This is a genomic window from Pyxidicoccus xibeiensis (genome assembly GCF_024198175.1).
Lineage (GTDB): Bacteria > Myxococcota > Myxococcia > Myxococcales > Myxococcaceae > Myxococcus > Myxococcus xibeiensis.
The window spans coordinates 874,693-895,099 of sequence record NZ_JAJVKV010000005.1; the positions used below are offsets into that span (position 1 = coordinate 874,693).

The 20,407-nt window shown below is 70.8% G+C and carries 18 protein-coding genes and 1 tRNA gene; 11 read left to right on the forward strand and 8 right to left on the reverse strand.

The annotated features are described in order from the left end of the window. Window positions 1-161: 161 nt before the first annotated feature. From fni to LXT23_RS26080, 7 genes are all read left to right on the forward strand, one after another. Window positions 162-1,220 (forward strand): type 2 isopentenyl-diphosphate Delta-isomerase, encoded by a 1,059-nt coding sequence (fni, locus tag LXT23_RS26050; RefSeq protein ID WP_253982998.1) that lies wholly within the window; start codon window positions 162-164, stop codon window positions 1,218-1,220. Window positions 1,221-1,253: 33 nt separating this feature from the next. Next, window positions 1,254-2,582 (forward strand): hydroxymethylglutaryl-CoA reductase, degradative, encoded by a 1,329-nt coding sequence (locus LXT23_RS26055; RefSeq protein WP_253982999.1) that lies wholly within the window; start codon window positions 1,254-1,256, stop codon window positions 2,580-2,582. 4 nt (window positions 2,583-2,586) lie between these two features. After that, window positions 2,587-3,519, forward strand: a complete 933-nt coding sequence (gene mvk / locus LXT23_RS26060) for a mevalonate kinase (protein WP_253983000.1) — start codon at window positions 2,587-2,589, stop codon at window positions 3,517-3,519. 8 nt (window positions 3,520-3,527) lie between these two features. Then, window positions 3,528-4,514 (forward strand): diphosphomevalonate decarboxylase, encoded by a 987-nt coding sequence (gene mvaD, locus LXT23_RS26065; RefSeq protein ID WP_253983001.1) that lies wholly within the window; start codon window positions 3,528-3,530, stop codon window positions 4,512-4,514. After that, entirely contained in the window at window positions 4,514-5,593 is a 1,080-nt protein-coding gene (locus LXT23_RS26070; RefSeq protein WP_253983002.1) for a mevalonate kinase family protein, read from the forward strand. Before mvaD ends, LXT23_RS26070 begins: the two co-directional genes overlap by 1 nt. 150 nt (window positions 5,594-5,743) lie before the next feature. Beyond that, window positions 5,744-6,331 carry a DUF642 domain-containing protein gene (locus LXT23_RS26075; protein WP_253983003.1) on the forward strand — a complete coding sequence of 196 codons (588 nt, stop codon included), beginning with the start codon at window positions 5,744-5,746 and terminating at the stop codon, window positions 6,329-6,331. Window positions 6,332-6,404: 73 nt separating this feature from the next. After that, entirely contained in the window at window positions 6,405-7,007 is a 603-nt protein-coding gene (locus LXT23_RS26080) for a hypothetical protein (RefSeq protein ID WP_253983004.1), read from the forward strand. A 24-nt stretch (window positions 7,008-7,031) separates the two neighbouring features. Here the strand turns inward: LXT23_RS26080 and omp85 are convergent, their stop codons facing one another. Then, on the reverse strand, window positions 7,032-8,207 hold the full coding sequence (gene omp85, locus LXT23_RS26085; protein ID WP_253983005.1) for an Omp85 family outer membrane protein: 1,176 nt from the start codon (window positions 8,205-8,207) through the stop codon (window positions 7,032-7,034). A 178-nt stretch (window positions 8,208-8,385) separates the two neighbouring features. Between omp85 and LXT23_RS26090 the strand changes: the two genes are divergently transcribed. Continuing rightward, window positions 8,386-9,948 carry an alkaline phosphatase family protein gene (locus LXT23_RS26090; RefSeq protein ID WP_253983154.1) on the forward strand — a complete coding sequence of 521 codons (1,563 nt, stop codon included), beginning with the start codon at window positions 8,386-8,388 and terminating at the stop codon, window positions 9,946-9,948. Between the two features lie 13 nt (window positions 9,949-9,961). Continuing rightward, window positions 9,962-11,038, forward strand: a complete 1,077-nt coding sequence (locus tag LXT23_RS26095) for a lysylphosphatidylglycerol synthase transmembrane domain-containing protein (RefSeq protein ID WP_253983006.1) — start codon at window positions 9,962-9,964, stop codon at window positions 11,036-11,038. A 56-nt stretch (window positions 11,039-11,094) separates the two neighbouring features. On the opposite strand, the gene LXT23_RS26100 is transcribed toward LXT23_RS26095, so the two are convergent. The 7 genes from LXT23_RS26100 to LXT23_RS26130 all read right to left on the reverse strand — a co-directional run bounded on the left by LXT23_RS26100 (window position 11,095) and on the right by LXT23_RS26130 (window position 16,434). Then, window positions 11,095-11,178: transfer RNA gene (locus tag LXT23_RS26100), tRNA-Leu, on the reverse strand. 82 nt (window positions 11,179-11,260) lie between these two features. Beyond that, window positions 11,261-11,638: a 2Fe-2S iron-sulfur cluster-binding protein gene (locus tag LXT23_RS26105; RefSeq protein WP_253983007.1), complete on the reverse strand. Its 378-nt coding sequence runs from the start codon at window positions 11,636-11,638 to the stop codon at window positions 11,261-11,263. A 1-nt stretch (window position 11,639) separates the two neighbouring features. Continuing rightward, window positions 11,640-13,484, reverse strand: a complete 1,845-nt coding sequence (gene hscA, locus LXT23_RS26110; RefSeq protein ID WP_253983008.1) for a Fe-S protein assembly chaperone HscA — start codon at window positions 13,482-13,484, stop codon at window positions 11,640-11,642. Then, a complete protein-coding gene (hscB, locus tag LXT23_RS26115) occupies window positions 13,481-14,038 on the reverse strand; it encodes a Fe-S protein assembly co-chaperone HscB (protein WP_253983009.1) in 558 nt (185 codons plus the stop codon). Before hscB ends, hscA begins: the two co-directional genes overlap by 4 nt. Window positions 14,039-14,141: 103 nt before the next feature. Beyond that, window positions 14,142-14,543 carry a HesB/IscA family protein gene (locus LXT23_RS26120; RefSeq protein WP_253983010.1) on the reverse strand — a complete coding sequence of 134 codons (402 nt, stop codon included), beginning with the start codon at window positions 14,541-14,543 and terminating at the stop codon, window positions 14,142-14,144. A 29-nt stretch (window positions 14,544-14,572) separates the two neighbouring features. After that, window positions 14,573-14,974 carry a Fe-S cluster assembly scaffold IscU gene (iscU, locus tag LXT23_RS26125; RefSeq protein ID WP_253983011.1) on the reverse strand — a complete coding sequence of 134 codons (402 nt, stop codon included), beginning with the start codon at window positions 14,972-14,974 and terminating at the stop codon, window positions 14,573-14,575. A 98-nt stretch (window positions 14,975-15,072) separates the two neighbouring features. Next, entirely contained in the window at window positions 15,073-16,434 is a 1,362-nt protein-coding gene (locus tag LXT23_RS26130) for an IscS subfamily cysteine desulfurase (RefSeq protein WP_253983155.1), read from the reverse strand. A 379-nt stretch (window positions 16,435-16,813) separates the two neighbouring features. Between LXT23_RS26130 and LXT23_RS26135 the strand changes: the two genes are divergently transcribed. Together LXT23_RS26135 and LXT23_RS26140 are read left to right on the forward strand one after the other, a co-directional pair. Then, window positions 16,814-18,901, forward strand: a complete 2,088-nt coding sequence (locus LXT23_RS26135) for an SPFH domain-containing protein (protein WP_253983012.1) — start codon at window positions 16,814-16,816, stop codon at window positions 18,899-18,901. A 61-nt stretch (window positions 18,902-18,962) separates the two neighbouring features. After that, window positions 18,963-20,405, forward strand: a complete 1,443-nt coding sequence (locus LXT23_RS26140) for a protein-disulfide reductase DsbD family protein (RefSeq protein ID WP_253983013.1) — start codon at window positions 18,963-18,965, stop codon at window positions 20,403-20,405. Window positions 20,406-20,407: the final 2 nt, after the last annotated feature.

Consider the following 20,407-nt stretch of genomic DNA (forward strand, 5'->3'; position numbering starts at 1 on the left):
GCCTCATACCGCCCACAAGCGGGGGTCGTCCATTCACGGCCACGGGGCGACCGCTCGGGGTCCTTTGGCTTGCACCCGTCCCCCCCCGCTTGCTAGGAAACCCCCGGCCATTCAGGCACTTACACGCTTTGGCACTTTCGGGCGGACCGGGTTCGAGCGACATGGGCGAGGACATCACAGCCAGGCGGAAGGACGCCCACCTCGACCTGTGCGCCACCGGAGACGTCGAGCCCACCGAGAACAGCACGCTGCTGGAGTGCGTCCGCCTGGTCCACTGCGCCATGCCGGAGATGGCGGTGGAGGACGTGGACTTCGCCACGCCGTTCCTCGGCAAGCGGCTGCGCTACCCGCTGCTCGTCACCGGCATGACGGGCGGCACCGAGCGCGCGGGCGCCGTCAACCGCGACCTGGCCCTGGTGGCGGAGCGCCACGGGCTGGCCTTCGGTGTCGGCAGCCAGCGCGCCATGGCGGAGGACGCCTCGCGGGCGGCCTCGTTCCAGGTGCGGCAGGTGGCGCCCACGGTGGCGCTGCTGGGCAACATCGGCCTGTACCAGGCGGTGCGGCTGGGCGTGGACGGGGCGCGGCGGCTGGTGGACGCCATTGGCGCGGACGGGCTCGCGCTGCACCTCAACGCGGGCCAGGAGCTCACGCAGCCCGAGGGCGACCGCGACTTCCGTGACGGCTACCGCGTGGTGGAGGCGCTGGTGAGCGCCTTCGGCGACCGGCTGCTGGTGAAGGAGACGGGGTGCGGCATCGGCCCGGACGTGGCGCGCCGCCTGGTGGACCTGGGTGTGCGCAACCTGGACGTGTCCGGCCTGGGCGGCACCTCGTGGGTGCGGGTGGAGCAGCTGCGCGCGTCGGGCGTGCAGGCAGAGGTCGGGGCGGAGTTCAGCGCGTGGGGCATCCCCACCGCGGCGGCCGTGGCCACCGTGCGGCGCACCGTGGGGCCGGATGTCCGGCTGGTGGCCAGCGGAGGGATTCGGACGGGGCTCGAAGCAGCCAAGGTGCTCGCGCTGGGCGCGGACCTGGCGGGCATGGCGCTGCCGCTGTTCCGGGCGCAGCAGGCGGGGGGCGTGGAGGGGGCGGAGGCCGCGCTGGGCGTCATCCTGGCCGGGCTGCGGCAGGCGCTCGTCCTGACGGGGAGCAGAAGCTGCGCTGAACTGCGCACGCGACCCCGGGTGGTCACCGGAGAGTTGAAGGATTGGTTGGCGGCCCTCTAGCAGGTGCCGAAGCGAAGTTGGGGAAGGAAGAACATGTCTGACACCGTGACGTCCCGGCTCGCCGGGTTCCACAAGCTGCCCATGGAGGAGCGCCATGCGCAGCTCGCCCGGATGTTCCGGCTCACCCCCGAGGAACTGCTGCAGCTGCGCGGCACCGAGTCGCTGGAGCCCGTGCTGGCCAACCAGATGATCGAGAACGCGGTGGGCACGTTCTCCCTGCCGCTGGGGCTGGGCCTCAACATGCAGGTCAACGGGCGCGACTACCTGGTGCCCATGGCCGTGGAGGAGCCCTCCGTGGTGGCGGCGGTGTCCTTCGCCGCGAAGATCGTCCGCGAGGCGGGCGGCTTCACCGCCGAGGCCGACGACTCGATGATGATTGGCCAGGTGCAGGTGACGCGCTACGGGGACCCGAGTGTGGCCACCGAGCGCATCCTCGCGCACAAGGAGCAGATCCTCGCGCTGGCCAACAGCTTCCACCCGTCCATGGTGGCGCGCGGCGGTGGCGCCCGGGACGTGGAGGTGCGCGTGCTGCCGGCGCCGGAGGGCCCGCGCGGCGAGCCGCTGCTCATCGTCCACATCCTCATCGACACGCAGGAGGCGATGGGGGCCAACCTCATCAACACCGTGGCGGAGGGCGTGGCGCCCCTCATCGAGCAGATCACCAACGGCAAGGTGTACCTGCGCATCCTCTCCAACCTGGCGGACCGCCGGCTGGCGCGCGCCATGTGCCGCATCCCCCTGGCGCAGCTGGCGGACTTCGACATGCCGGGCGAGGAGATTGCCGAGGGCATCGCCCAGGCCAGCCGCTTCGCGGAGGCGGACCCGTACCGCGCGGCCACGCACAACAAGGGCGTGATGAACGGCATCGACTCGGTGGCCATCGCCACGGGGCAGGACTGGCGCGCGATTGAAGCCGGCGCGCACGCGTTCGCCTGCCGCGGCGGGCAGTACCGGCCGCTGTCCACCTGGTACCTGGAAGAGGGCCACCTGGTGGGCCGCATCGAGCTGCCCATGGCGCTGGGCACGGTGGGCGGCCCCATCAAGGTGCACCCGGGCGTGCAGATGTCGCTGAAGCTGATGCGCACCAACAGCGTGCGCGAGCTGGCCATGGTGTTCGCGGCGGTGGGGCTGGCGCAGAACTTCGCGGCGCTGCGGGCGCTGGGCAGCGTGGGCATCCAGAAGGGCCACATGGCGCTGCACGCGCGCTGCGTGGCGGTGACGGCGGGCGCGCGGGGCCACTGGGTGGAGAAGATTGCCAACCTCCTGGTGAAGGCCGGCCACGTGAAGGTGGAGAAGGCCCGCGAGCTGCTCGCGAGCCTGCCCGCCGAGGACGTCCCGGCTCCCACCGGCACCAACGGCTGAGCCCGTGGCCTCCCGCTCTCCACCCCTGACGGCCTTCGGTGCCGGCAAGGTCATCCTGCTGGGCGAGCACAGCGTGGTGTACGGCCACCCCGCGCTGGCGGGGCCGCTGTCCCAGGGCGTGAAGGCGCTCGGGGTGCCGGCGAAGAAGTGCCAGCTGGTGCTGCCGTCCACGCTGAGCCGCCCGCAGCGCGCGCAGCTCACCGCCGCCTTTGCCCGCGCGGCGCAGGCCACCGGCGAGCCGCCCGTGAAGGTGGCGCTGGAGGCGGACCTGCCGCTGGCCGTGGGGCTGGGCAGCTCCGCGGCGCTGTCCGTGGCGTGTGCGCGCCTGCTGCTCCAGGCGGCGGGGCAGACGCCCACGACGAAGGAGACGGCGCGGGTGGCGTGGGAGATGGAGCAGGAGTTCCACGGCACGCCGTCCGGCGTGGACCACACCACCAGCGTGGAGGAGCGGCTCGTCCTCTACCGCCGCAAGCCGGGCACGACTGTCGGCAAGGGGCGTGTGGTGGACAGCCCGAAGCCGCTGCGCGTGGTGGTGGCGCTGGCCGGCGAGCGCAGCCCCACGAAGAAGACGGTGGGGGCGCTGCGTGAGCGGCAGGCGCGCTGGCCGGAGCGCTACCAGCGGCTGTTCACGGAGATTGGCCGCGTGGCGTCCGAGGGCGCGGAGGCGGTGGCGGCGGGAGACCTGGAGGCGCTGGGGGACGCGATGAACGTCAACCAGGGCCTGCTGGCGGCGCTGGGGCTGTCGTCTCCGCCGCTGGAAGAGATGGTGTACCGGCTGCGGGAGCTGGGGGCGCTGGGCGCCAAGCTCACCGGGGCCGGCGGAGATGGTGGGGCCGTCATCGGCCTGTTCCACGAACCCGCGCCCGCGGTGGTGAAGCTGACCGCGCTGGGCGTGCGCTGCTTCAGCAGCCAGCTCGCGGGCCCGCGGGCGTTGTGAGTGCTCCCATGAAAGCCACTGCCCTGGCGCATCCGAACATTGCCCTGGTGAAGTACTGGGGGAAGCGGGACGACGCCCTCATCCTGCCGCACCAGTCCAGCCTGTCCCTCACGCTCTCTCCGCTGTCGGTGACGACGACGGTGGAGTTCGGCGTGGGCGGCGACCACGTGGAGCTCAACGGCCATACGGCGAAGGGCAGCGAGCGCGAGCGCGTGCTGCGCCTGCTGGAGGCGGTGCGCGCGGGTGTGAAGAGCGACTTGGGCCCGGCGAAGGTGGTGTCGCGCGGGGACTTCCCGATGGCGGCGGGGCTGGCGAGCAGCGCGGCGGGCTTCGCGGCGCTGGCGGTGGCGGGGCGCGCGGCGGCGGGGCTGCCGGCGGAGCCGAAGGCGGCGAGCATCCTGGCGCGGATGGGCAGCGGCTCGGCGTGCCGCAGCGTGCAGGGTGGCTTCGTGGAGTGGCAGCGTGGAGAGCGTCCGGATGGCGAGGACAGCTTCGCGGTGCAGCGCTTCGACGCGGCGCACTGGCCGGAGCTGCGCATGGTGGTGGCCGTGCTGGACCGCGGCGAGAAGGAAGTGAAGTCGCGGGACGGGATGAAGCACACGGTGGACACCAGCCCGTACTACCCGGCCTGGGTGAAGGACGCGGAGGTGGAGGTGCCCCAGGCGCGCGAGCACATCTCCCGGCGTGACTTGCAGGCGCTGGGAGAGCTGTGTGAGCGCAACGCGTGGAGGATGCACGCGACGGCGTTCGCCGCGAATCCGCCGCTCTGCTACCTGAACTCGCAGACGCTGGGGCTCATCCAGCACCTGCGTGAGCAGCGCAAGAAGGGCATGCCGGTGTGGTTCACGCTGGACGCGGGCCCCAACCCGGTGCTGCTGACGGACGCGGCGCACGAGGTGGCAGCGGAGGCGCTGGCGCGCGCCTGCGGCGCGGTGGACGTGATTCGCTGCGTGCCCGGTGGAGACGCGGAGCTGAAGCCGGAGCACCTGTTCTGATGGAGCGCGCCCTCTCCGCGCCGGGCAAGCTGTTCGTCTCCGGTGAGTACGCGGTGCTGTGGGGCGGGGTGGCGCGGGTGGCCGCGGTGGCGCCTCGCACGGCGGCCTATGTGCGGCGCCGCGCGGATGCCCGCGTGCACGTGTGCCTGGAGGAGGGGACGCTGGCGGGCAGCACCACGCCCCTGGGCGTGCGGTGGGCGCGCGAGGTGCCGGCGGGGTTCTCCTTCGTGGCGCGCACGCTGGACGAGGCGCTGCGGGCGCACGGCCGGGCGAGCCAGGGGTTCGACCTGGCGATAGCGCCGTCCGCGGTGGGGCCCAACGGGCAGAAGCTGGGCATGGGCGGCAGCGCGTGCGCGACGGTGCTGGCGGCGGAGGGCGCGCGCTACGTGCTGGAGGAGCGCTACGACGCGCTGAAGCTGGCGCTGGCGGCGCATGCGCTGGGGCAGGGCGGGAAGGGGAGCGGCGGGGACGTGGCGGCGAGCTTCGCCGGCGGGCTGCTGCGCTACCGGCGCTATGAAGTCGCTCCGTTGGTGGAGGCCAGCAACGCGGGGCGGCTGCGCGCGGCGCTGGCGGAGTCACCGTCCGTGGACGTGTGGCGGCTGCCTCCGCCCCGGGTGTCCATGGCCTATGCCTTCACCGGCGAGAGTGCCTCGACGCGCGTGCTGATTGCGCAGGTGGAGGCAAAGCTGGAGGAGGCGGGGCGGCGGGCGTACGTGGAGCGCTCCGACAGGCTCGGCCAGGTGATTGAAGATGGCCTGGGCGGCGGGGACTTCCGTGCGTTCTCCGAGGCGGTGAAGGCGCAGCACGAGCTGCTCTTGGAGCTGGGGCCGCTGGAGACGGAGGGCATGCGCCGGGTGCTCGCGATGGCGGCGGCGTATGGCTGCGCGGGGAAGCTGTCCGGCGCGGGCGGCGGGGACGGGTGCATCCTGTTCGCTCCGGATGCGCAGACGCGGGCGGAGCTGTGCAAGGGCCTGGAGGCGCGTGGCTTCCACACGCTGCCGCTGGACGCGGAGCCCGGCGTGCGCGGCGAGGCCCAGGTGGATGTGCGGCTGCGCAACTGGGTGGACGCGCTCGTTTGAGCGCACGTGAAGCCCTGAGGTCTCTTCGTACCCAGCGGCCGACCTGGCGAGCGCCAGTGCATTTATTCAATGTTTGCCGTGTTTGGCGTTACTCAGTCACGGCTGTAACGCCGTGCCGTGCGAGAGCGGCCAACACCAAAAGGGGCAGACATGCAGCTGAGACACATCATCCGTGGAAGCGTCGTCATGGGCATGGGGCTGGCGTTGGCGGCCTGTGGAGGGCCGCAGACGGAGGAGGCAGGGGCTCCGGAGCTGGGGAGCACGGAGCAGGGCCTCCAGCACATCACCAACACCGGCTTCGAGGCGGCGCCGTCCGGCAGCTACAACTGGGTGGACCTCACCTCGGGCGCGACGTCGCTGACGAACTGGACCGTCGGCGGCAGCATCCGGGTGATGAGCAACTCCTACAAGACGCCGAACAGCGGCACCAAGTCCGTGAGCCTCAATGGCTCCTATGGGGCCGGCAGCATCTCGCAGACGATTCCCACGGTGGTGGGCAGCGGGTACACGGTGCGGTTCTGGGTGGCCAACAGCCCGGGCTGCACGGGCATCAGCCGCTCGGCGAAGCTCACCTATGGCCCCTCCACCGCGAGCTTCTCGAACACGCTCGCGGGGTGGACGCAGCGGACCTACGTCTTCAACGCCACGAGCACCAGCAGCCTCATCAAGCTGGAGAGCACCTCGGGCGGCGTGACCTGCGGCCTGGCCATCGACGACGTCACCGTTGACGGTCCTTGATACACCTGTAGGAATCAGACCGTGCGCCCGGATGAAGACCTGGACTCCTTCTCCAGGCGCGCGGTGTTTCGCCATGATTCAGCTCAGCGACAGGGAAATCCGTGACGAGCGCCTGGAGCTGAACGACAGGACGCAGCTCTACTCCCTGGGACAGAACCTGACGCTGAGGCGGTGCACCCTCGTCGTCGATGTCCCCGCTCGATTCCTGAGCATCACCGGGGCGCGGCTCATCGACTGCACCATCGACGCGAAGCGGGAACTCGTGGACTTCCGCTGGGAGAAGGCGCGCCTCGAAGGCTGTCGCTTCACGGGACGGTTGAACGGCAACGACTTCGGCTCCTGGCCCTACGCGGAGCACCCGCAGCTCGGCGGTATCGAGGACTGCGACTTCACGGCCGCGCACCTGGACGGGTGCCGCTTCATCGGCTGCGACGTCAGCACGCTCCGGCTTCCGGCGTGGCCCTGCTTCACCCTGCTCGACCCCGTGGGGAAGAAGGACGCGCTGGCCGCGCTACAGTGGCCCGGTCAGCTCGGCGCCGTCATGCGCTCCCTCTCGAGGTCCCCACCGACCACGGCGGCGGTGACGCTCTCCGCGTCGAGGCTCCTCAGGGACTGCGGTGTCACCCCGGACGCGTTTCTCGCCGCGTTGGAGCGGCTGGATGGGGTCATCATGTAGCCACGGGCCCGAAGGCCCGGCGCTTCAGAACATGTGCCCGAAGGTCAGGTAGAAGCGCCGCCGCCCGGACTCCGTGGAGCGCGCGTAGTCCGCGCGAATCACCGCGGCGCGCCGGGCCAGGCGCAGGCCTCCGCCGATGCCCGGGTGCCACTCGTACCACTTGCCGTCCGCCACGCCCGGGTGCCACACGCGCCCGAAGTCCATGAACACCACCGCGCCCACCCGCATCGCCTGTCCGAAGACCTGCATCTGCGTGGCCTGGAAGCGCAGCTCCGTGTTGCTGAATGCCTTGATGTTCCCTGAGAAGCGGTTGCGCTCAATCCCGCGCACGCTGCTCATTCCGCCGACGCCCTCGGACACGCTCACGCCGCCCGTGTTGCTCCACTCGTAGAAGGGCACGTCGCCGAAGAGCATGTCCAACGTCAGCCGGTGCGCCAGCGTCAGCCGCGACGACAGCTTGATGTACCGCCGCTCGCTCAGCGTAATGCCCGCGTAGTGGTACCGGCTGCCCGTGGCGCTGCCCGACACGCGCAGCGCCAGTTCCTCCACGCCGCCCTCCGTCGGGTCCGACTCGTCGTCGCGCGTGTCCCAGAGCACGCCCGCCAGCAGCTGCCCCGTGGAGCCACCCTCGATGCCCAGCGGCTTCTGCACGGACAGCATGGACGTCTCGAACGCGTCCACGCTCGTGTGCCGCCAGCCGTAGCCCACGTACGACTGCAGCGGGTGGGTGCCGCCGAAGGGCCGACCGCGCAGGCGCACCCAGAACCCCGGTGAGCCCTTGTCGAAGTTGTAGTGCGGGTCGTTCTCGTCGCCCTTGAAGTTCGGCGCCGACTTGTTGCCCGCGCCGAAGAAGGGGCTGCGCATCTCCCGCCGGTACTCCAGCCGCCCCTCCACCCGCAGCGGTCCGAGCAGCTGCGGCCCGTCATAGCGGATGTAGTGGTTCTGGATGCCGCGGCTGCTGAAGAACACCTGCGCGCCCAGCGCATGCGCGTACGGCGTCTTGCCGGGCGAGTACAGGTACATGCCGCCCACGCCGCCGTAGCCGAACCCATGGTCCGAGTTGAAGCTCAGCAGGGGCAGCGCGATGCCGTCGAACCCGGACTCCTTCTTCGCGGGGGAAAGCCCAGGCGCGGGCTGTGGCGGAACGACCGCCGGGGTGGCACTCAGGCTGGCGAGGATGAGAACTGCGGGAATGAACATGAGGGCCCGCTGAGACACGTCAGGGGGATGGAACCATCCCGAAGAGATGACTGGCCCGGGCCGCTTGCCTACCCACCAGGAAGACGGGCTCCTGGCGAAGGCGATCGACCCCCCGAGTGCTCATCTTGCCTGCCTTGGGAGGGGAGCCGTCAACGTGAGACCTGTCATCACCCCAGCCATGCACATGTGGGCCCACGGGCTCATCCGTCGAATCCGGGCGAAGGTTCCGCCCTCGGCGCAGCACAGGCCCCGCAATCTCCTCCTCATCCACCTCGATGGAGTCCCGAAAGCCCTGCTAGACGAGGCCATCGTCGCAGGGAAGATGCCCTTCGTCGCGAGCCTCGTCCGCTCTGGCACCTTTCACCTGGATGACGCGTTCTGGGGGGCGCCGACCTCCACGCCGTACTTCCAGGCGGGCCTTCTGTACGGGATGCGTCATTCGAACCTGCCTGCCTACTCCTGGTACGACCGGGCGCTGGGCCGCAAGGTCCAGATGAACACCCCTACCGACGCCATGGAGATGGACCGGCGCCTGCGGGGGGCGGGTCGCACCAGCCTCCTGGACGGCGGTGGGCACGGCTACTTCTCGCTGTTCCGCGCGGGCGCGAGCAACGCACTCAGCATGAGCACGCTGGCCAGCTTCAAGCTGATGGCGCGCTCGTTCTCCTACGAGATGATGGGCCTGTCCGCGGCGCGCACGCGCAGCACCTGGGCGTATCTGCGCTCGCTGGGCATGGACACGTGGCACGCGGCCCGCGAGGTCTTCCAGTGGGGGCGCTCCCTTCAGGACTGGCGCCACGAGCAGGGCTTCCTCATCAGCCGCGTGCTCCTCCAGCGGCTGGGCTGGAGCTTCGCCCACACCAAGGCGCTGGTGGACATGGTGCGCGGCGTGCCCGCCATCTACCTCGTGTATGGCAACTACGACGAGGTGGCCCACCGCCGGGGCCCGCGCTCGCCGGGGGCCCTGGAGGAGCTGCACCGCGTGGACACGTACCTCGAGGAGCTGTACGCGGTGGCGCGCTCGGTGGACCGGCCCTACGACGTCGTCATCCTCTCCGACCATGGCCACGTGGACAGCCTGCCGCTGGAGCAGCGCCAGGGCCGGCGCCTGGAGCAGTGGCTGCTGGAGGACGGCAGCGCCGGGCCGCTGGCGGAGGACCTGGTGCGCGGCCTCTGCGACGGCCGGCCCCGTCCCGCGCCGGACACCACGCCGCGCGCGCCCTTCAAGCCCGTGGCCATGGAGTGCGGCAACTTCGCCCACGTGTACCTCTCCGGCGCGCTCCAGCCGCTGGAGGCGCGGGAGCTGCTGGCGCGGCACCCGGACGTGCTGGCCCGAGTCACCCAGAGCCCGGAGATTGGAATCGTGGCGCTGCGGCGCGGCAACTCCGCGGTGGCGCTGGTGAAGGGCGGCGTCTACGGCCCCGACGAGCTGGACAGGGCCCCGCTGTCGCCCGAGTACAGCAAGCGCGCGGTGGCGGACTTCCTCCGCGTGCTGCCGTCCATGTCGACGGCGGGGGACGTGGTGCTGTTCGGCGAGGCCGTGCGCCGCGGCGGCACCGTGGGCTTCGCTTGGGAGTTCGGCTCGCACGGGGGCCTGACGCGCACGGAGGCCAACAGCCTGGTGTGCTGGCCGGCGGATGGGCCGGTGGACCTGTCCGGCCTGGGCCACTGCGCGCAGCTGCATGAGCGGCTGGCGGAGACCTATCTGGACCCGGCGCCACCCCTGCGGTTGGTGCTGTGAGGGAGGGGAGGGGATGAGAGCTCAGGGCGGGAGGACGCTCCTCAAGGTTCTGCTCGGGGTCATCGGCCTGGTCCTGTCCGTCGTCCTGCTGTCCACCGCCTTCTTCCGGTGGAACCTGGACGGCCCGGGGGGCCTGCTCCAGCCGCGCTTCCCGCTGGACAAGTTCGTCCGGGACCTGCCCGGCCACCTCGTGTGGCTGCTGCCCTTCATGCTGCTGCAGGCGTCGGTGATTCCGCTGCGCGCGGTGCAGTGGCAGCGCACCCTGCGCCGGCCGGTGCCGCTGAAGGAGCGCTACCACCTGGTGGCCATTGGCGCCTTCGTCCACAACGCGCTGCCCGGGAAGCTGGGCGACGTCATGCGCTCCTTCCTCCTGTCACGCACCCAGCGCATCCCCTTCGTGCGCTGCCTGGGCTCGGTGGGCGTGTGCAAGCTGATGGAGTTCGCGGCGCTGATGCTGCTCGTCTCCCTCTCGCTGCTGGGCCCCTTCGGCGAGACGCTGGCCCGCTTCAAGGGGGAGCTGCGCGTGGCCATCTCCCTGTGCGTGGGGCTGGTGTCCCTGGTGGTGCTGCTGGCCCACTGGTCCGCGCCGCTGGCGCACTGGCTCCACCGGCGCCACAAGCTGCCCCGGGTGGAGGGCTTCCTCCACCACGTCAGCGAGGGCTTCGGCTCCGCGCGCTCCTTCACCGGCATGGCCCGCGTCTTCTTCTTCTCCGTGGGGCCGGTGCTGGCGTCCGCGCTGGCCTACGGCATGGCCCTGCACGGCATCGGCATCAGCGGGGGGCTGTTCGCCGGGGCCGTCGTCCTGGGGGCCATCTCCCTGGGCCAGTCCCTGCCGGGCGTGCCCGCGGGCATGGGCATCTACTACTTCGTCACCAGCTGGGCGGCCCGCAGCCTGGGCGCTACGCCGGAGGACGCGGCGGCCTTCGCCACGCTCACCCACCTGGGCACCGTCATCAGCCAGGTCGCCGTGGGCGCCGTCTCCGTGCACGTGCGGAAGATTCGAATCCGCGACTTGCGCAAGGGAGGCAGCCTGGCGCGCGAGGCCGCGCACCACGTGGCCCACGACGCCGTGGAGCCGGCGAAGCCCTGACCCCTGGAAAGCGAAAAGGGGCCCCGGTCAGAAACCGGGACCCCTTCTCAACTTCATGCCCAGGAGAGGACTCGAACCTCCATGCCCTTGCAGGCGCTAGACCCTGAATCTAGTGTGTCTACCAATTCCACCACCTGGGCGGGTGGGGCTGTGCTGCCGGTGCTGCGATGGGCGGGACATATAGATTTCCTGCCCCGCCTCGTCAAGCACTACGTAACAACCCTACTTCTTCAGCGGCCATTTCCCCTCGGCCTCCAGCGCGCGGCGGAGGGCGGGGTTCTCGTCCATGAAGGCGGTGAGGGACTCCTCGGTGATCTCCACCAGGATGTCCTCGCCCCCCAGCTCCGTCTGGCAGCTCAACCGGGAGTACGGGCGGACGTCGAACCCCATGTCCAGGCGGTCGGCCTCCGCGTCCGTCTGCTCGCTCAGCGAGTCGAGGCCCTTGCGCACCCAGACATGACAGGTGGAGCAGGCGCAGACGCCGCCACAGCTATGGCCCACCTGGGCGCCACAGTGCTCGGCGGCGTCCAGCAGGGTGGTCCCCGTCGGGACGTCGGCGCTCACCTCGGCCAGGGGGCTCTTGAAGGTGACCTTCGGCACGTCAGTACTCCTCCACGGAGTGTCCGGCGACCACCTGCGAGATGGCCTGGTTCATCACCCGCTCGATGAAGGGCCGGGACGCCTCGTCCAGCGCGTGCACGGCCTCCTTCAGCTGCAGGTGGTCCTCGCCCTTCATCAGCTCGCGCACCCGGGCCAGCCCCGCGTCGATGACCGCGCGCTCGCCCTCCTCGAGGAGCGAGCCGTGCTCTCGCAGCTGCCGGTCCGCCTCGGCCAGGACGCGCTCGGCGTCCACGCGCTGCTCGCGCACCTGCCGGGCCTGGATGTCCTCCTCCGCGTGGTCGATGGAGTCGAGCAGCATCTGCTCGATCTCCTCGTCGGTGAGGCCGTGGCTCGGCTTGACGGTGATGGTCTGCGAGGTGCCGGTGCTCTGCTCCTTCGCGCTGACGGAGAGGATGCCGTCCGCGTCCACCTGGAAGCGGACCTCCACCCGCGCCATGCCCGCCGCCAGCGGCGGAATCCCGGAGAGGGTGAAGCGGGCGAGGCTGCGGTTGTCCTGCACCAGCTCGCGCTCGCCCTGCACCACGTGCACGTCCAGGCCCGTCTGCCCGTCCTTGAAGGTGGTGAAGACCTGGGCCGCCGCGGTGGGGATGCCGGAGTTGCGCTGGATGAGCTTCTCGGTGATTCCGCCCATCGTCTCCAGCCCGAGCGACAGCGGAATCACGTCCAGCAGCAGCACCTCGTCCTGCCGGTCCGCGTTGGTGAGCAGGTCCGCCTGCACCGCCGCGCCCAGCGCCACCACCTGGTCCGGGTCGATGTCGCCCAGCGGCTCGCGGCCGAACAGCTCCGCCACGTACCGCCGCACCGCCGGCACGCGCGTGGCGCCGCCCACGAGAATCACGCCGTCCAGCTCGCCCACCGCCACGCCCGCGTCCTTCAGCGCCCGGCGGCACACCAGCCCCGTCTTCTGCACCAGCGGCTGAATCCACGCGTCGAAGTCCGCGCGCTTCACGACCTGCGAGTGGCCGCCGACGCTGAGCGTCACCTCGGGCGCGTCGGTGAGCGCCTCCTTCGCCTTGCGCGAGGCGGCCAGCACCTCCGCCACCAGCGAGGGCGCGGGCTGCGTCGCGCCCATCGCCTGGAGGACGCGCTCGGCAATCGCGCGGTCGAAGTCGTCGCCGCCCAGCGCGGAGTCGCCGCCGGTGGACTTCACCTCGAAGACGCCGTCCACCAGCTTGAGGATGGACACGTCGAAGGTGCCGCCGCCCAAATCATAGACGGCGAAGGTGCCCTGGCTGCCCTTGTCCAGGCCGTAGGCCAGCGCGGCGGCGGTGGGCTCGTTGAGCAGCCGCAGCACCTCCAGCCCGGCCAGCCGGCCCGCGTCCTTGGTGGCCTGGCGCTGGGCGTCGTCGAAGTAGGCGGGCACGGTGATGACCGCCTGCTCCACCTTGGTGGAGAAGTGCGCTTCGGCGCGGCGCTTGAGGGCGCGCAGCACCTCGCCGGAGACCTCGATGGGCGTCACGGGCGTGCCGCCGGCCACCTGGAAGCGCACCACCTTGCCGCCGGGGACGAACGCGTAGTGCCCCAGCTTGCGCGTCTCCGCGTCGTCGGGGCTGCGGCCCATGAAGCGCTTCACGGAGGCGATGGTGTCGTTGGGGTGCTCGGGCGCCAGGCGCCGGGCGCGCGCGCCGACCAGCACGCCGCCGTCCTTCCCGTAGTGCACCACGGAGGGCAGCAGCAGCGAGTCCCCCTCGTCCACCGGGACGCAGCGGGGCTTGCCCTGCACCACCGACGCGACGAGTGAGTTGGTGGTGCCCAGGTCGATGCCCACCGCCTGCCCCTTGGGCTTCAGCGGGTCGTGGATCTGCAGGTAGCCATTCTTGCTCACGACAGACTCTCCTCCTCGAACGCGTCCACCTGCTCGAGGAAGCGCGTGAAGTAGCGCACCCGCCCCAGCGCGTGCGATGCCTTTTTCACCAGGACCTGCCCGCCGTCCGCGGCGGCCCCACCTTCCAGGGCGCGCAGGGCGCCGGCCGCCTCGCCGAGCGCCGCCTGGTGGCGGGCCCGGACGTCGGTGGCCATGGCCTGCACGCGCGCCAGGTCCTTCTTCTCCATGGCCGCGTCCAGCGCCTCGCGCAGCTCCATGACCTCCTCCAGGAACTCCAGCGGCATGTCCTTCTGGGCGCCCGCGTCCTCGCGGTCCAGGTCGATGCCGTGCAGCTTGAGGAGGTAGAAGGCGCGGCGCACCGGGTCCTTCAGCGTCTTGTAGGCCTCGTTGAGGGCGGTGGTGCCCTCCAGCGCCTTGAGCCGCTCGCGCGCGTCCGCCTGGGCCACCCGGTCCGGGTGCAGCTTCAGGGACAGCTCGCGGTGCTGCTTCTCCAGCGCGGGCACGTCCACGTCATAGGCGCGCGGCAGCCCGAAGACGTCGAAGTGGGTCCTCACAGGGTGTCTCTCCAGGAAGGGGACAAACGAAAAGGGCCCGGCGGCTGGCCGGGCCCCGCGTGGCGGTGGCTCCACCCGGGGAGGGGCGGAGCGCACGGCCGACTCAGACGGAGAAGCTCTCTCCGCAGCCGCAGGCGGCCTTGATGTTGGGGTTGTTCAGCTTGAACCCCGAGGCCATCAGCGTCTGCTCGAACACCAGCTCCGTGCCGATGAGGTACAGGTAGCTCTTCGGGTCGACGAAGACGCGCACGCCGTCCTTCTCGAAGACCTTGTCGCGCTCGCGGCTCTTCTCCGACCACTCCATGGAGTACTGGAGGCCCGAGCACCCGCCGCCCTTCACGGCCAGCCGCAAGCCGGCCTCGGGCGTCTGGCGCTGCTCCAGCAGCTCCTTCAGCCGGGCCACCGCGCTGTCCGCGATGGTGATGCCCTTCGGGGCGGGCTTCGCCGCGGGCGCGGGGGCAGGCGCCTGGCTCTGCGTCGTCTCCTGGGTCGCCTGCTCGTTCATGGTTCCGTCTCCCGTCCCGCCTGCCGTCGTCAGGACGCCTTGGCCTGGCGCGCGGCGCGCTTCTTCTTGAAGTCCTCGATGGCCGCCTTGATGGCGTCCTCGGCCAGCACGGAGCAGTGGATCTTCACCGGCGGCAGGGACAGCTCGCGGGCCACGTCCTTGTTGGAGATGGTCATCGCCTCGTCCACCGTCTTGCCCTTCACCCACTCGGTGACGAGCGACGAGGACGCAATGGCGGAGCCACAGCCGAAGGTCTTGAACCGGGCGTCCTGGATGGTGCCGTCGTCGGAGATCTTCAGCTGCAGGCGCATCACGTCACCGCAGGCGGGCGCGCCCACCAGGCCGGTGCCCACGTTCGGGTCTTCCTTGTCCATCGTCCCGACGTTGCGGGGGTTCTCGTAGTGGTCGATGACCTTGTCGCTGTAAGCCATATCGACTCCTTCAACGGATGCTTCGCACCAAAGGTTCCGAAGGGCAATGCCCCCCGGGCGAGAGGCCAGGGGCCCCCCTGTATGCCTGGAAAGACGGGCTAATGCGCCGTCCACTCAATGGACTTCAGGTCGATGCCTTCCTTGGCCATCTCGTAGAGGGGGCTCATGTCCCTCAGCTTGCGGACCTTGTCCACCACCAGCTTGACCACGTAGTCCACTTCCTCCACCGTGGTGAAGCGGCCCAGGCCGAAGCGGATGGAGCTGTGCGCCAGCTCCTCGTCCACGCCCAGGGCGCGCAGCACGTAGGACGGCTCCAGCGAGGCGGACGTGCACGCGGACCCGGAGGACACGGCCACGTCCTTGATGCCCATCATCAGGGACTCGCCCTCGGCGTGGGCGAAGGAGATGTTGAGGTTGCCCGGCAGCCGGTGCTCCATGGAGCCGTTGATGACCGTCATGTCGAGCGCGTCCGTCAGCCCCTTCCGCAGCCGCTCGCGCAGGGCGAGGATGCGGGCGCCCTCCTCGGGCAGCTCCTTGCGGGCGATTTCCGCCGCCGCGCCGAAGCCGACGATGGCCGCCACGTTGAGGGTGCCCGAGCGCATGCCGCGCTCGTGGCCGCCGCCGTCGATGATGGGGGCGATGCGCACGCGGGGCTTGCGCCGCACGTACAGCGCGCCCACGCCCTTGGGGCCGTACATCTTGTGCGCGGTGATAGACGCCAGGTCCACCTTCATGGCCTCCACGTCGAAGGGCACCTTGCCGATGCCCTGCACCGCGTCGCAGTGGAAGAGCACGCCCTTCTCACGGCAGAGGGCGCCAATCTCCGCGACGGGCTGCACGGTGCCAATCTCGTTGTTGGCGAACATGATGGAGACGAGCACCGTCTTCGGCGTCATCGCCGCGGCCAGCTTCTCCAGGCTCACCCGGCCGTCCTGCTCCACGTCCAGGTAGGTGACGCGCGCGCCGCCGGTGGGGCGCTCCGCCCACTTCTGGTAGACGGCGTCGTTCTCCACGTCGTACTTCGCCGCCAGCTCGGCCAGGTTGTCCTCGGTGACCTCCTGCTCGGCCAGCTGGGACAGGCGCAGCGCCTTCAGCTCGTCCAGCCGCTCCTGGCGCACGCGCTCCAGGCGCTTGCAGGTGTCCAGGACGGCCTTGTGCTCCGTCTTCAGGGTGATGATGTGGTCACCCTTCGACTTGTAGAACTCGATGGCGCCCTTGATGGCCAGGTTGTCGGACTCGGTGGCGCCCGAGGTGAAGACGATCTCCTGCTCGGACGCGCCGATGAGCTCGGCCACCTGCTGGCGCGCCTTCTTCACCGCCGCCTCGGCCTTCCAGCCGAACACGTGGTTGCGGCTGGCCGCGTTGCCGAAGTCCTCGCGCAGGTAGGGCAGCATGACCTCCAGCACCCGCGGGTCCAGCGGCGTGGTGGCGTGGTAGTCCATGTAGATCGGCAGCTTCACCATTGCTTCCAACACCTTCCTGTAGGGGGCTCTACCGGCCCCCGCGCCCCGGCGCCATCCAGGAGGCGCGCCGCAGGGGTCATACACCGTCACACATGAATGTGGACCGGACTGGTCAAATATAAAAAGGGGTGCCCTCGGGTCAAGCGAACATAAGGGAGACGCGAGACCTGGGAGATGCGCCCCATGAGGCGGGGTTTCGCTCCGGACTGGCGCCGTCAGTAGGGAACGCCGCGCCGTCGTGGATCACTCCGGGTGCGCCGTCCTGGGGCAGGGTGCACTGGAATGGCGCGGCCCTTTCGCTCAAAGGCCTGATTTCCCGGTGGGCCCTGCCTTGGCCGGCTGCCTGCACAGGGGGAGGTGCGCAAGGGAGGCAGGCATGAGCGCGAACACGAAGCAGGCGGCCAGGTCGAAGGAGTCCCCGGAGTCCGGTGAGCGGGCGCCACTCGTCCGTGTAGAGGGCGGAGGGGGCGGCGGACGGCTGGAGCAGCCGCGCCATGTGGACGGCTGGCGCACGGGCAAGCCGGTGGAGGACCCGGAGAAGATGAAGCGCTGGGGCCTGGTGACGGCGCGGCCGAGCGAGTTCCTCGTCCACATGCGCCGCGGCCGGGTGCGCGAGGTCAGCGGCCAGGGCGCCAGCTGCTTCAAGCTGCCGGGTGACTCGGTGGCCATCGTCCCCACCAGCATCCAGCGGCTGCAGTTCACCGCGGACCAGGTGACGAACGAGAAGGTCGGCGTGCAGGTGACGGGCCTCGCGGTGTACCGCATCGCGGACCCGCTGGTGGCCTTCCGCATGCTCAACTTCTCCTTCCCGGAGCGGGCGCAGGAGAAGCTGGCGGAGCTGCTGCGGGAGATGTTCGTGGGCGCGGCGCGGCGCCTCGTGGCGAACATGTCGGTGGAGGAGTGCCTCTCCAAGCGCAAGGAGGGCATCGCCGCGGAGCTGATGCGGGAAATCGCTCCGGTGGTGGCGGGCCGGGGCAAGCTGGAGGACCAGTCCGACGCGGGCTGGGGCGTCATCCTCGACACGATTGAAATCCAGGACGTGCGCGTCCTGTCGTCCACCGTCTTCGAGAACATGCAGGCGCGCTTCCGCCGCGAGCAGGAGCGGCAGGCGCGTGAGGCGGAGCTGGCCAAGGAGCGCTTCGTCCACCGCGAGGAGACGGAGGCCGAGCGGCAGCTGAGCCTGCAGCGGCTGTCCGCCGAGGAGGAGGTGCGCCAGAAGCGGCAGGTGGCGGACGAGCAGGCCCGGCTGGAGGCGCTGGCGGTGGAGGCGCGCGTGGCCGAGGCGAAGCTCGCCCAGGAGCGCACGCTGAAGCAGGAGCAGGCCACGGTGGAGCGCGAGGTGGCGCTGACCAAGCTGGCCGCGGAGCAGGAGGTCCGCCAGAAGAAGCAGGTCTCCGACGAGCAGGCCAAGCTGGAGACGCTGGCCGCCGAGGCGCGCCTGGCCGAGGCGAAGATTGTCTCCGAGCGCGCGCTGTCCACCAGCCGCGCGCAGGTGGAGATGGAGAAGCTGCAGCGCGAGCAGGAGGCGGAGGCCGCCCGCCAGCGCATGGAGCTGGAGCGGCTGAAGCGCGAGCAGGAAGCGGACGTGGGCCAGGCGAAGCTGGAGCTGGAGAAGCTCAAGCTGGCGCAGGAGGCGGAGGCCGCGCAGGCGAAGGTGGAGCTGGTCCGGCTGCAGCGCGCGCAGGAGGCGGAGGCCGCGAAGTCGCAGATGGAGCTGGCGCGCCAGCAGCGCGAGGCGGAGCTGGCGCTGGCCCGGCAGGAGCGCGAGCAGCAGCTGGAGCTGGCGCGGCTGCAGCGGGAGCAGGAGGCGGAGGCCACCAAGGCGCGCATGGAGCTGGCGCGCCAGCAGCGCGAGCAGGAAGTCGAGCTGGCGGCGCAGCAGCACGCGCAGGAGTTCGCGCTGGAGAAGCAGCGGCGCGAGCAGGAGCTGCTGCTGGAGAAGCAGAAGCGTGACCAGGAGGTGGACCTGGCGCGGCTCCGGGCCGAGCAGGAGGCGGACGCGGAGAAGAGCCGCATGGTGCTGGAGCGCATGCGCCGCGAGCAGGAGCAGGCCACGGCGCGGCACGAGGCCCTGCTCGCCGAGCACCAGCAGGAGGCGGAGCGGCTCCATGCCGAGCTCCAGGTGGTGCAGGCCCGCAGGTCCATCGTCGAGACGGAGGTGGCCATCGCCGAGCTGCGCGCGCGCAAGGACCGGGCGCACCAGGAGCTGGAGCTGGGCAAGGCGCGCGCGCTGCGCGACATCGAGAACAGCGTGAGCGCGGAGGTCATCCAGATGACCCTGGCGCAGCAGCTGCCCCAGGTGGCCGCGGCCTTCCAGCAGAAGATGGGCGAGGTGCACGTCACCGCGGTGGATGGTGCGAATCCGTTTGGCTACATCGCCGCCGCCGTGGAAGGCGTCATGGGCCTGGCGCGCTCCGCCGGGCTGAAGACGCCTGCTTCCTCGGTTGCTCCCACGGCGCAGTAGCCCGTAGCCCCGGGCCTGCGTATAGAAGGAGGGCCCCCGGGGAATACGGAGCAAAAGCGCGATGGACGCAAGGAAGCTGGGAGTGTTGGCCGTGCTGGCCGGTGTCGCGGTGGCCGTGGTTCCCTGGCTGCTGCCCACCGGCCCCAATGCCGGCCTGGACGCCGCCCGGTTCCTGGAGTCGGGCAGCCTGGCGGTGGGCGCCGCGGTGGTGTTCGCCGGTGGGCTGCTCACCGCCCTGACGCCCTGCGTCTACCCGCTCATCCCCATCACCGTGTCCGTCTTCGGCGCGCGGAAGGCGGAGGGACGGGGGAAGGCGCTGCTGCTCACCTCGTCCTACATCGTGGGCATGGGGGTGGTGTTCAGCGCGCTGGGAATCCTGGCGGCGAAGACGGGGCAGGCCTTCGGCGCGCTGCTGGGGCACCCGGCGGTGGTGACGGGGCTGGCGGTGTTCCTGCTGCTGCTGGCCACGTCCATGTTCGGGGCCTTCGAGCTGGCGCTGCCCTCGTCGCTGCAGACGAAGCTGAACTCGGTGGGCGGCAGCGGCGTGGCGGGCGCGTTCCTCATGGGCAGCGTGTCCGGCTTCCTCGCGGCGCCGTGCACCGGGCCGGTGCTGACGGGCCTGCTGGCCTTCGTGGCGAAGACGGCCAATACGACATTGGGCGCGGTGCTGCTGTTCATCTACGCGCTGGGCATCGGCGTGCCGTTCTTCCTCATCGGCGTCTTCACCGTGCGGCTGCCTCGCGGCGGCGTGTGGATGGAGTGGGTGAAGAGCGTGCTGGGCATCATGCTGGTGGCGCTGGCCTTCAACTACCTGAAGGACGCCTTCCCCTGGGCCCGGGACACGGTGAAGGGGCTGGGCGCGCAGGTGGGGCAGCTGCCCGGCGCGGCGCTCGCCGCGGCGCTGGCGGTGGTGGGCGTGCTGGTGGGCGCGGTGCATCGCTCGTTCAAGGAAGGGACGCGGGACTTCTCGCTGAAGGCGCTGGGCGTGGCGCTGGTGGTGGTGGCGCTGGTGCTGCGCGGCGGCGCGCTGGACGCGGGGCCGGTGGGCGCGCTGTGGGTGCGCCTGGGGCTGGCCGAGCCGCCGCGCGCGCCGTCGTGGCAGTGGCACCACGTCATGCCCGCGAAGCAGGCCACCTTCTCGCCGGAGGAGTTCGACAAGGTGCTCGCCCAGGCGAAGGCGGACGGGCGGCCGGTGCTCATCGACTTCTTCGCGGACTGGTGCGCGGCCTGCAAGGAGCTGGACCGCGAGACGTACCCCGCGCCGGAGGTCATCTCCACGGCGGACGAGGGGCAGTTCCTCAACATCAAGATTGACGCTACGAATGCCGAGGACGCGCTCGACGCGCTGATGGAGCGCTTCGGCGTGGAGGGCCTGCCCACGGTGGCCTTCGTGTCGCCCCAGGGCGAGGTGCTCACCAGGCCGCGCGTCACCGGCTTCCTGGAGCCCAGCCCGTTCGCCGCGGAGATGAAGAAGGCGCGCTGCACCGACGGGAAGACCTGCTGAGC

Excerpts from the sequence above, each read along its gene's own strand:
- fni (WP_253982998.1), top strand. The coding sequence starts at position 162 with ATGGGCGAGGACATCACAGCCAGGCGGAAGGACGCCCACCTCGACCTG.
- LXT23_RS26055 (WP_253982999.1), top strand. The coding sequence starts at position 1,254 with ATGTCTGACACCGTGACGTCCCGGCTCGCCGGGTTCCACAAGCTGCCC.
- mvaD (WP_253983001.1), top strand. The coding sequence starts at position 3,528 with ATGAAAGCCACTGCCCTGGCGCATCCGAACATTGCCCTGGTGAAGTAC.
- LXT23_RS26070 (WP_253983002.1), top strand. The coding sequence starts at position 4,514 with ATGGAGCGCGCCCTCTCCGCGCCGGGCAAGCTGTTCGTCTCCGGTGAG.
- LXT23_RS26075 (WP_253983003.1), top strand. The coding sequence starts at position 5,744 with ATGCAGCTGAGACACATCATCCGTGGAAGCGTCGTCATGGGCATGGGG.
- LXT23_RS26080 (WP_253983004.1), top strand. The coding sequence starts at position 6,405 with ATGATTCAGCTCAGCGACAGGGAAATCCGTGACGAGCGCCTGGAGCTG.
- omp85 (WP_253983005.1), bottom strand. The coding sequence starts at position 8,207 with ATGTTCATTCCCGCAGTTCTCATCCTCGCCAGCCTGAGTGCCACCCCG.
- LXT23_RS26090 (WP_253983154.1), top strand. The coding sequence starts at position 8,386 with ATGCACATGTGGGCCCACGGGCTCATCCGTCGAATCCGGGCGAAGGTT.
- LXT23_RS26095 (WP_253983006.1), top strand. The coding sequence starts at position 9,962 with ATGAGAGCTCAGGGCGGGAGGACGCTCCTCAAGGTTCTGCTCGGGGTC.
- LXT23_RS26120 (WP_253983010.1), bottom strand. The coding sequence starts at position 14,543 with ATGAACGAGCAGGCGACCCAGGAGACGACGCAGAGCCAGGCGCCTGCC.
- iscU (WP_253983011.1), bottom strand. The coding sequence starts at position 14,974 with ATGGCTTACAGCGACAAGGTCATCGACCACTACGAGAACCCCCGCAAC.
- LXT23_RS26135 (WP_253983012.1), top strand. The coding sequence starts at position 16,814 with ATGAGCGCGAACACGAAGCAGGCGGCCAGGTCGAAGGAGTCCCCGGAG.
- LXT23_RS26140 (WP_253983013.1), top strand. The coding sequence starts at position 18,963 with ATGGACGCAAGGAAGCTGGGAGTGTTGGCCGTGCTGGCCGGTGTCGCG.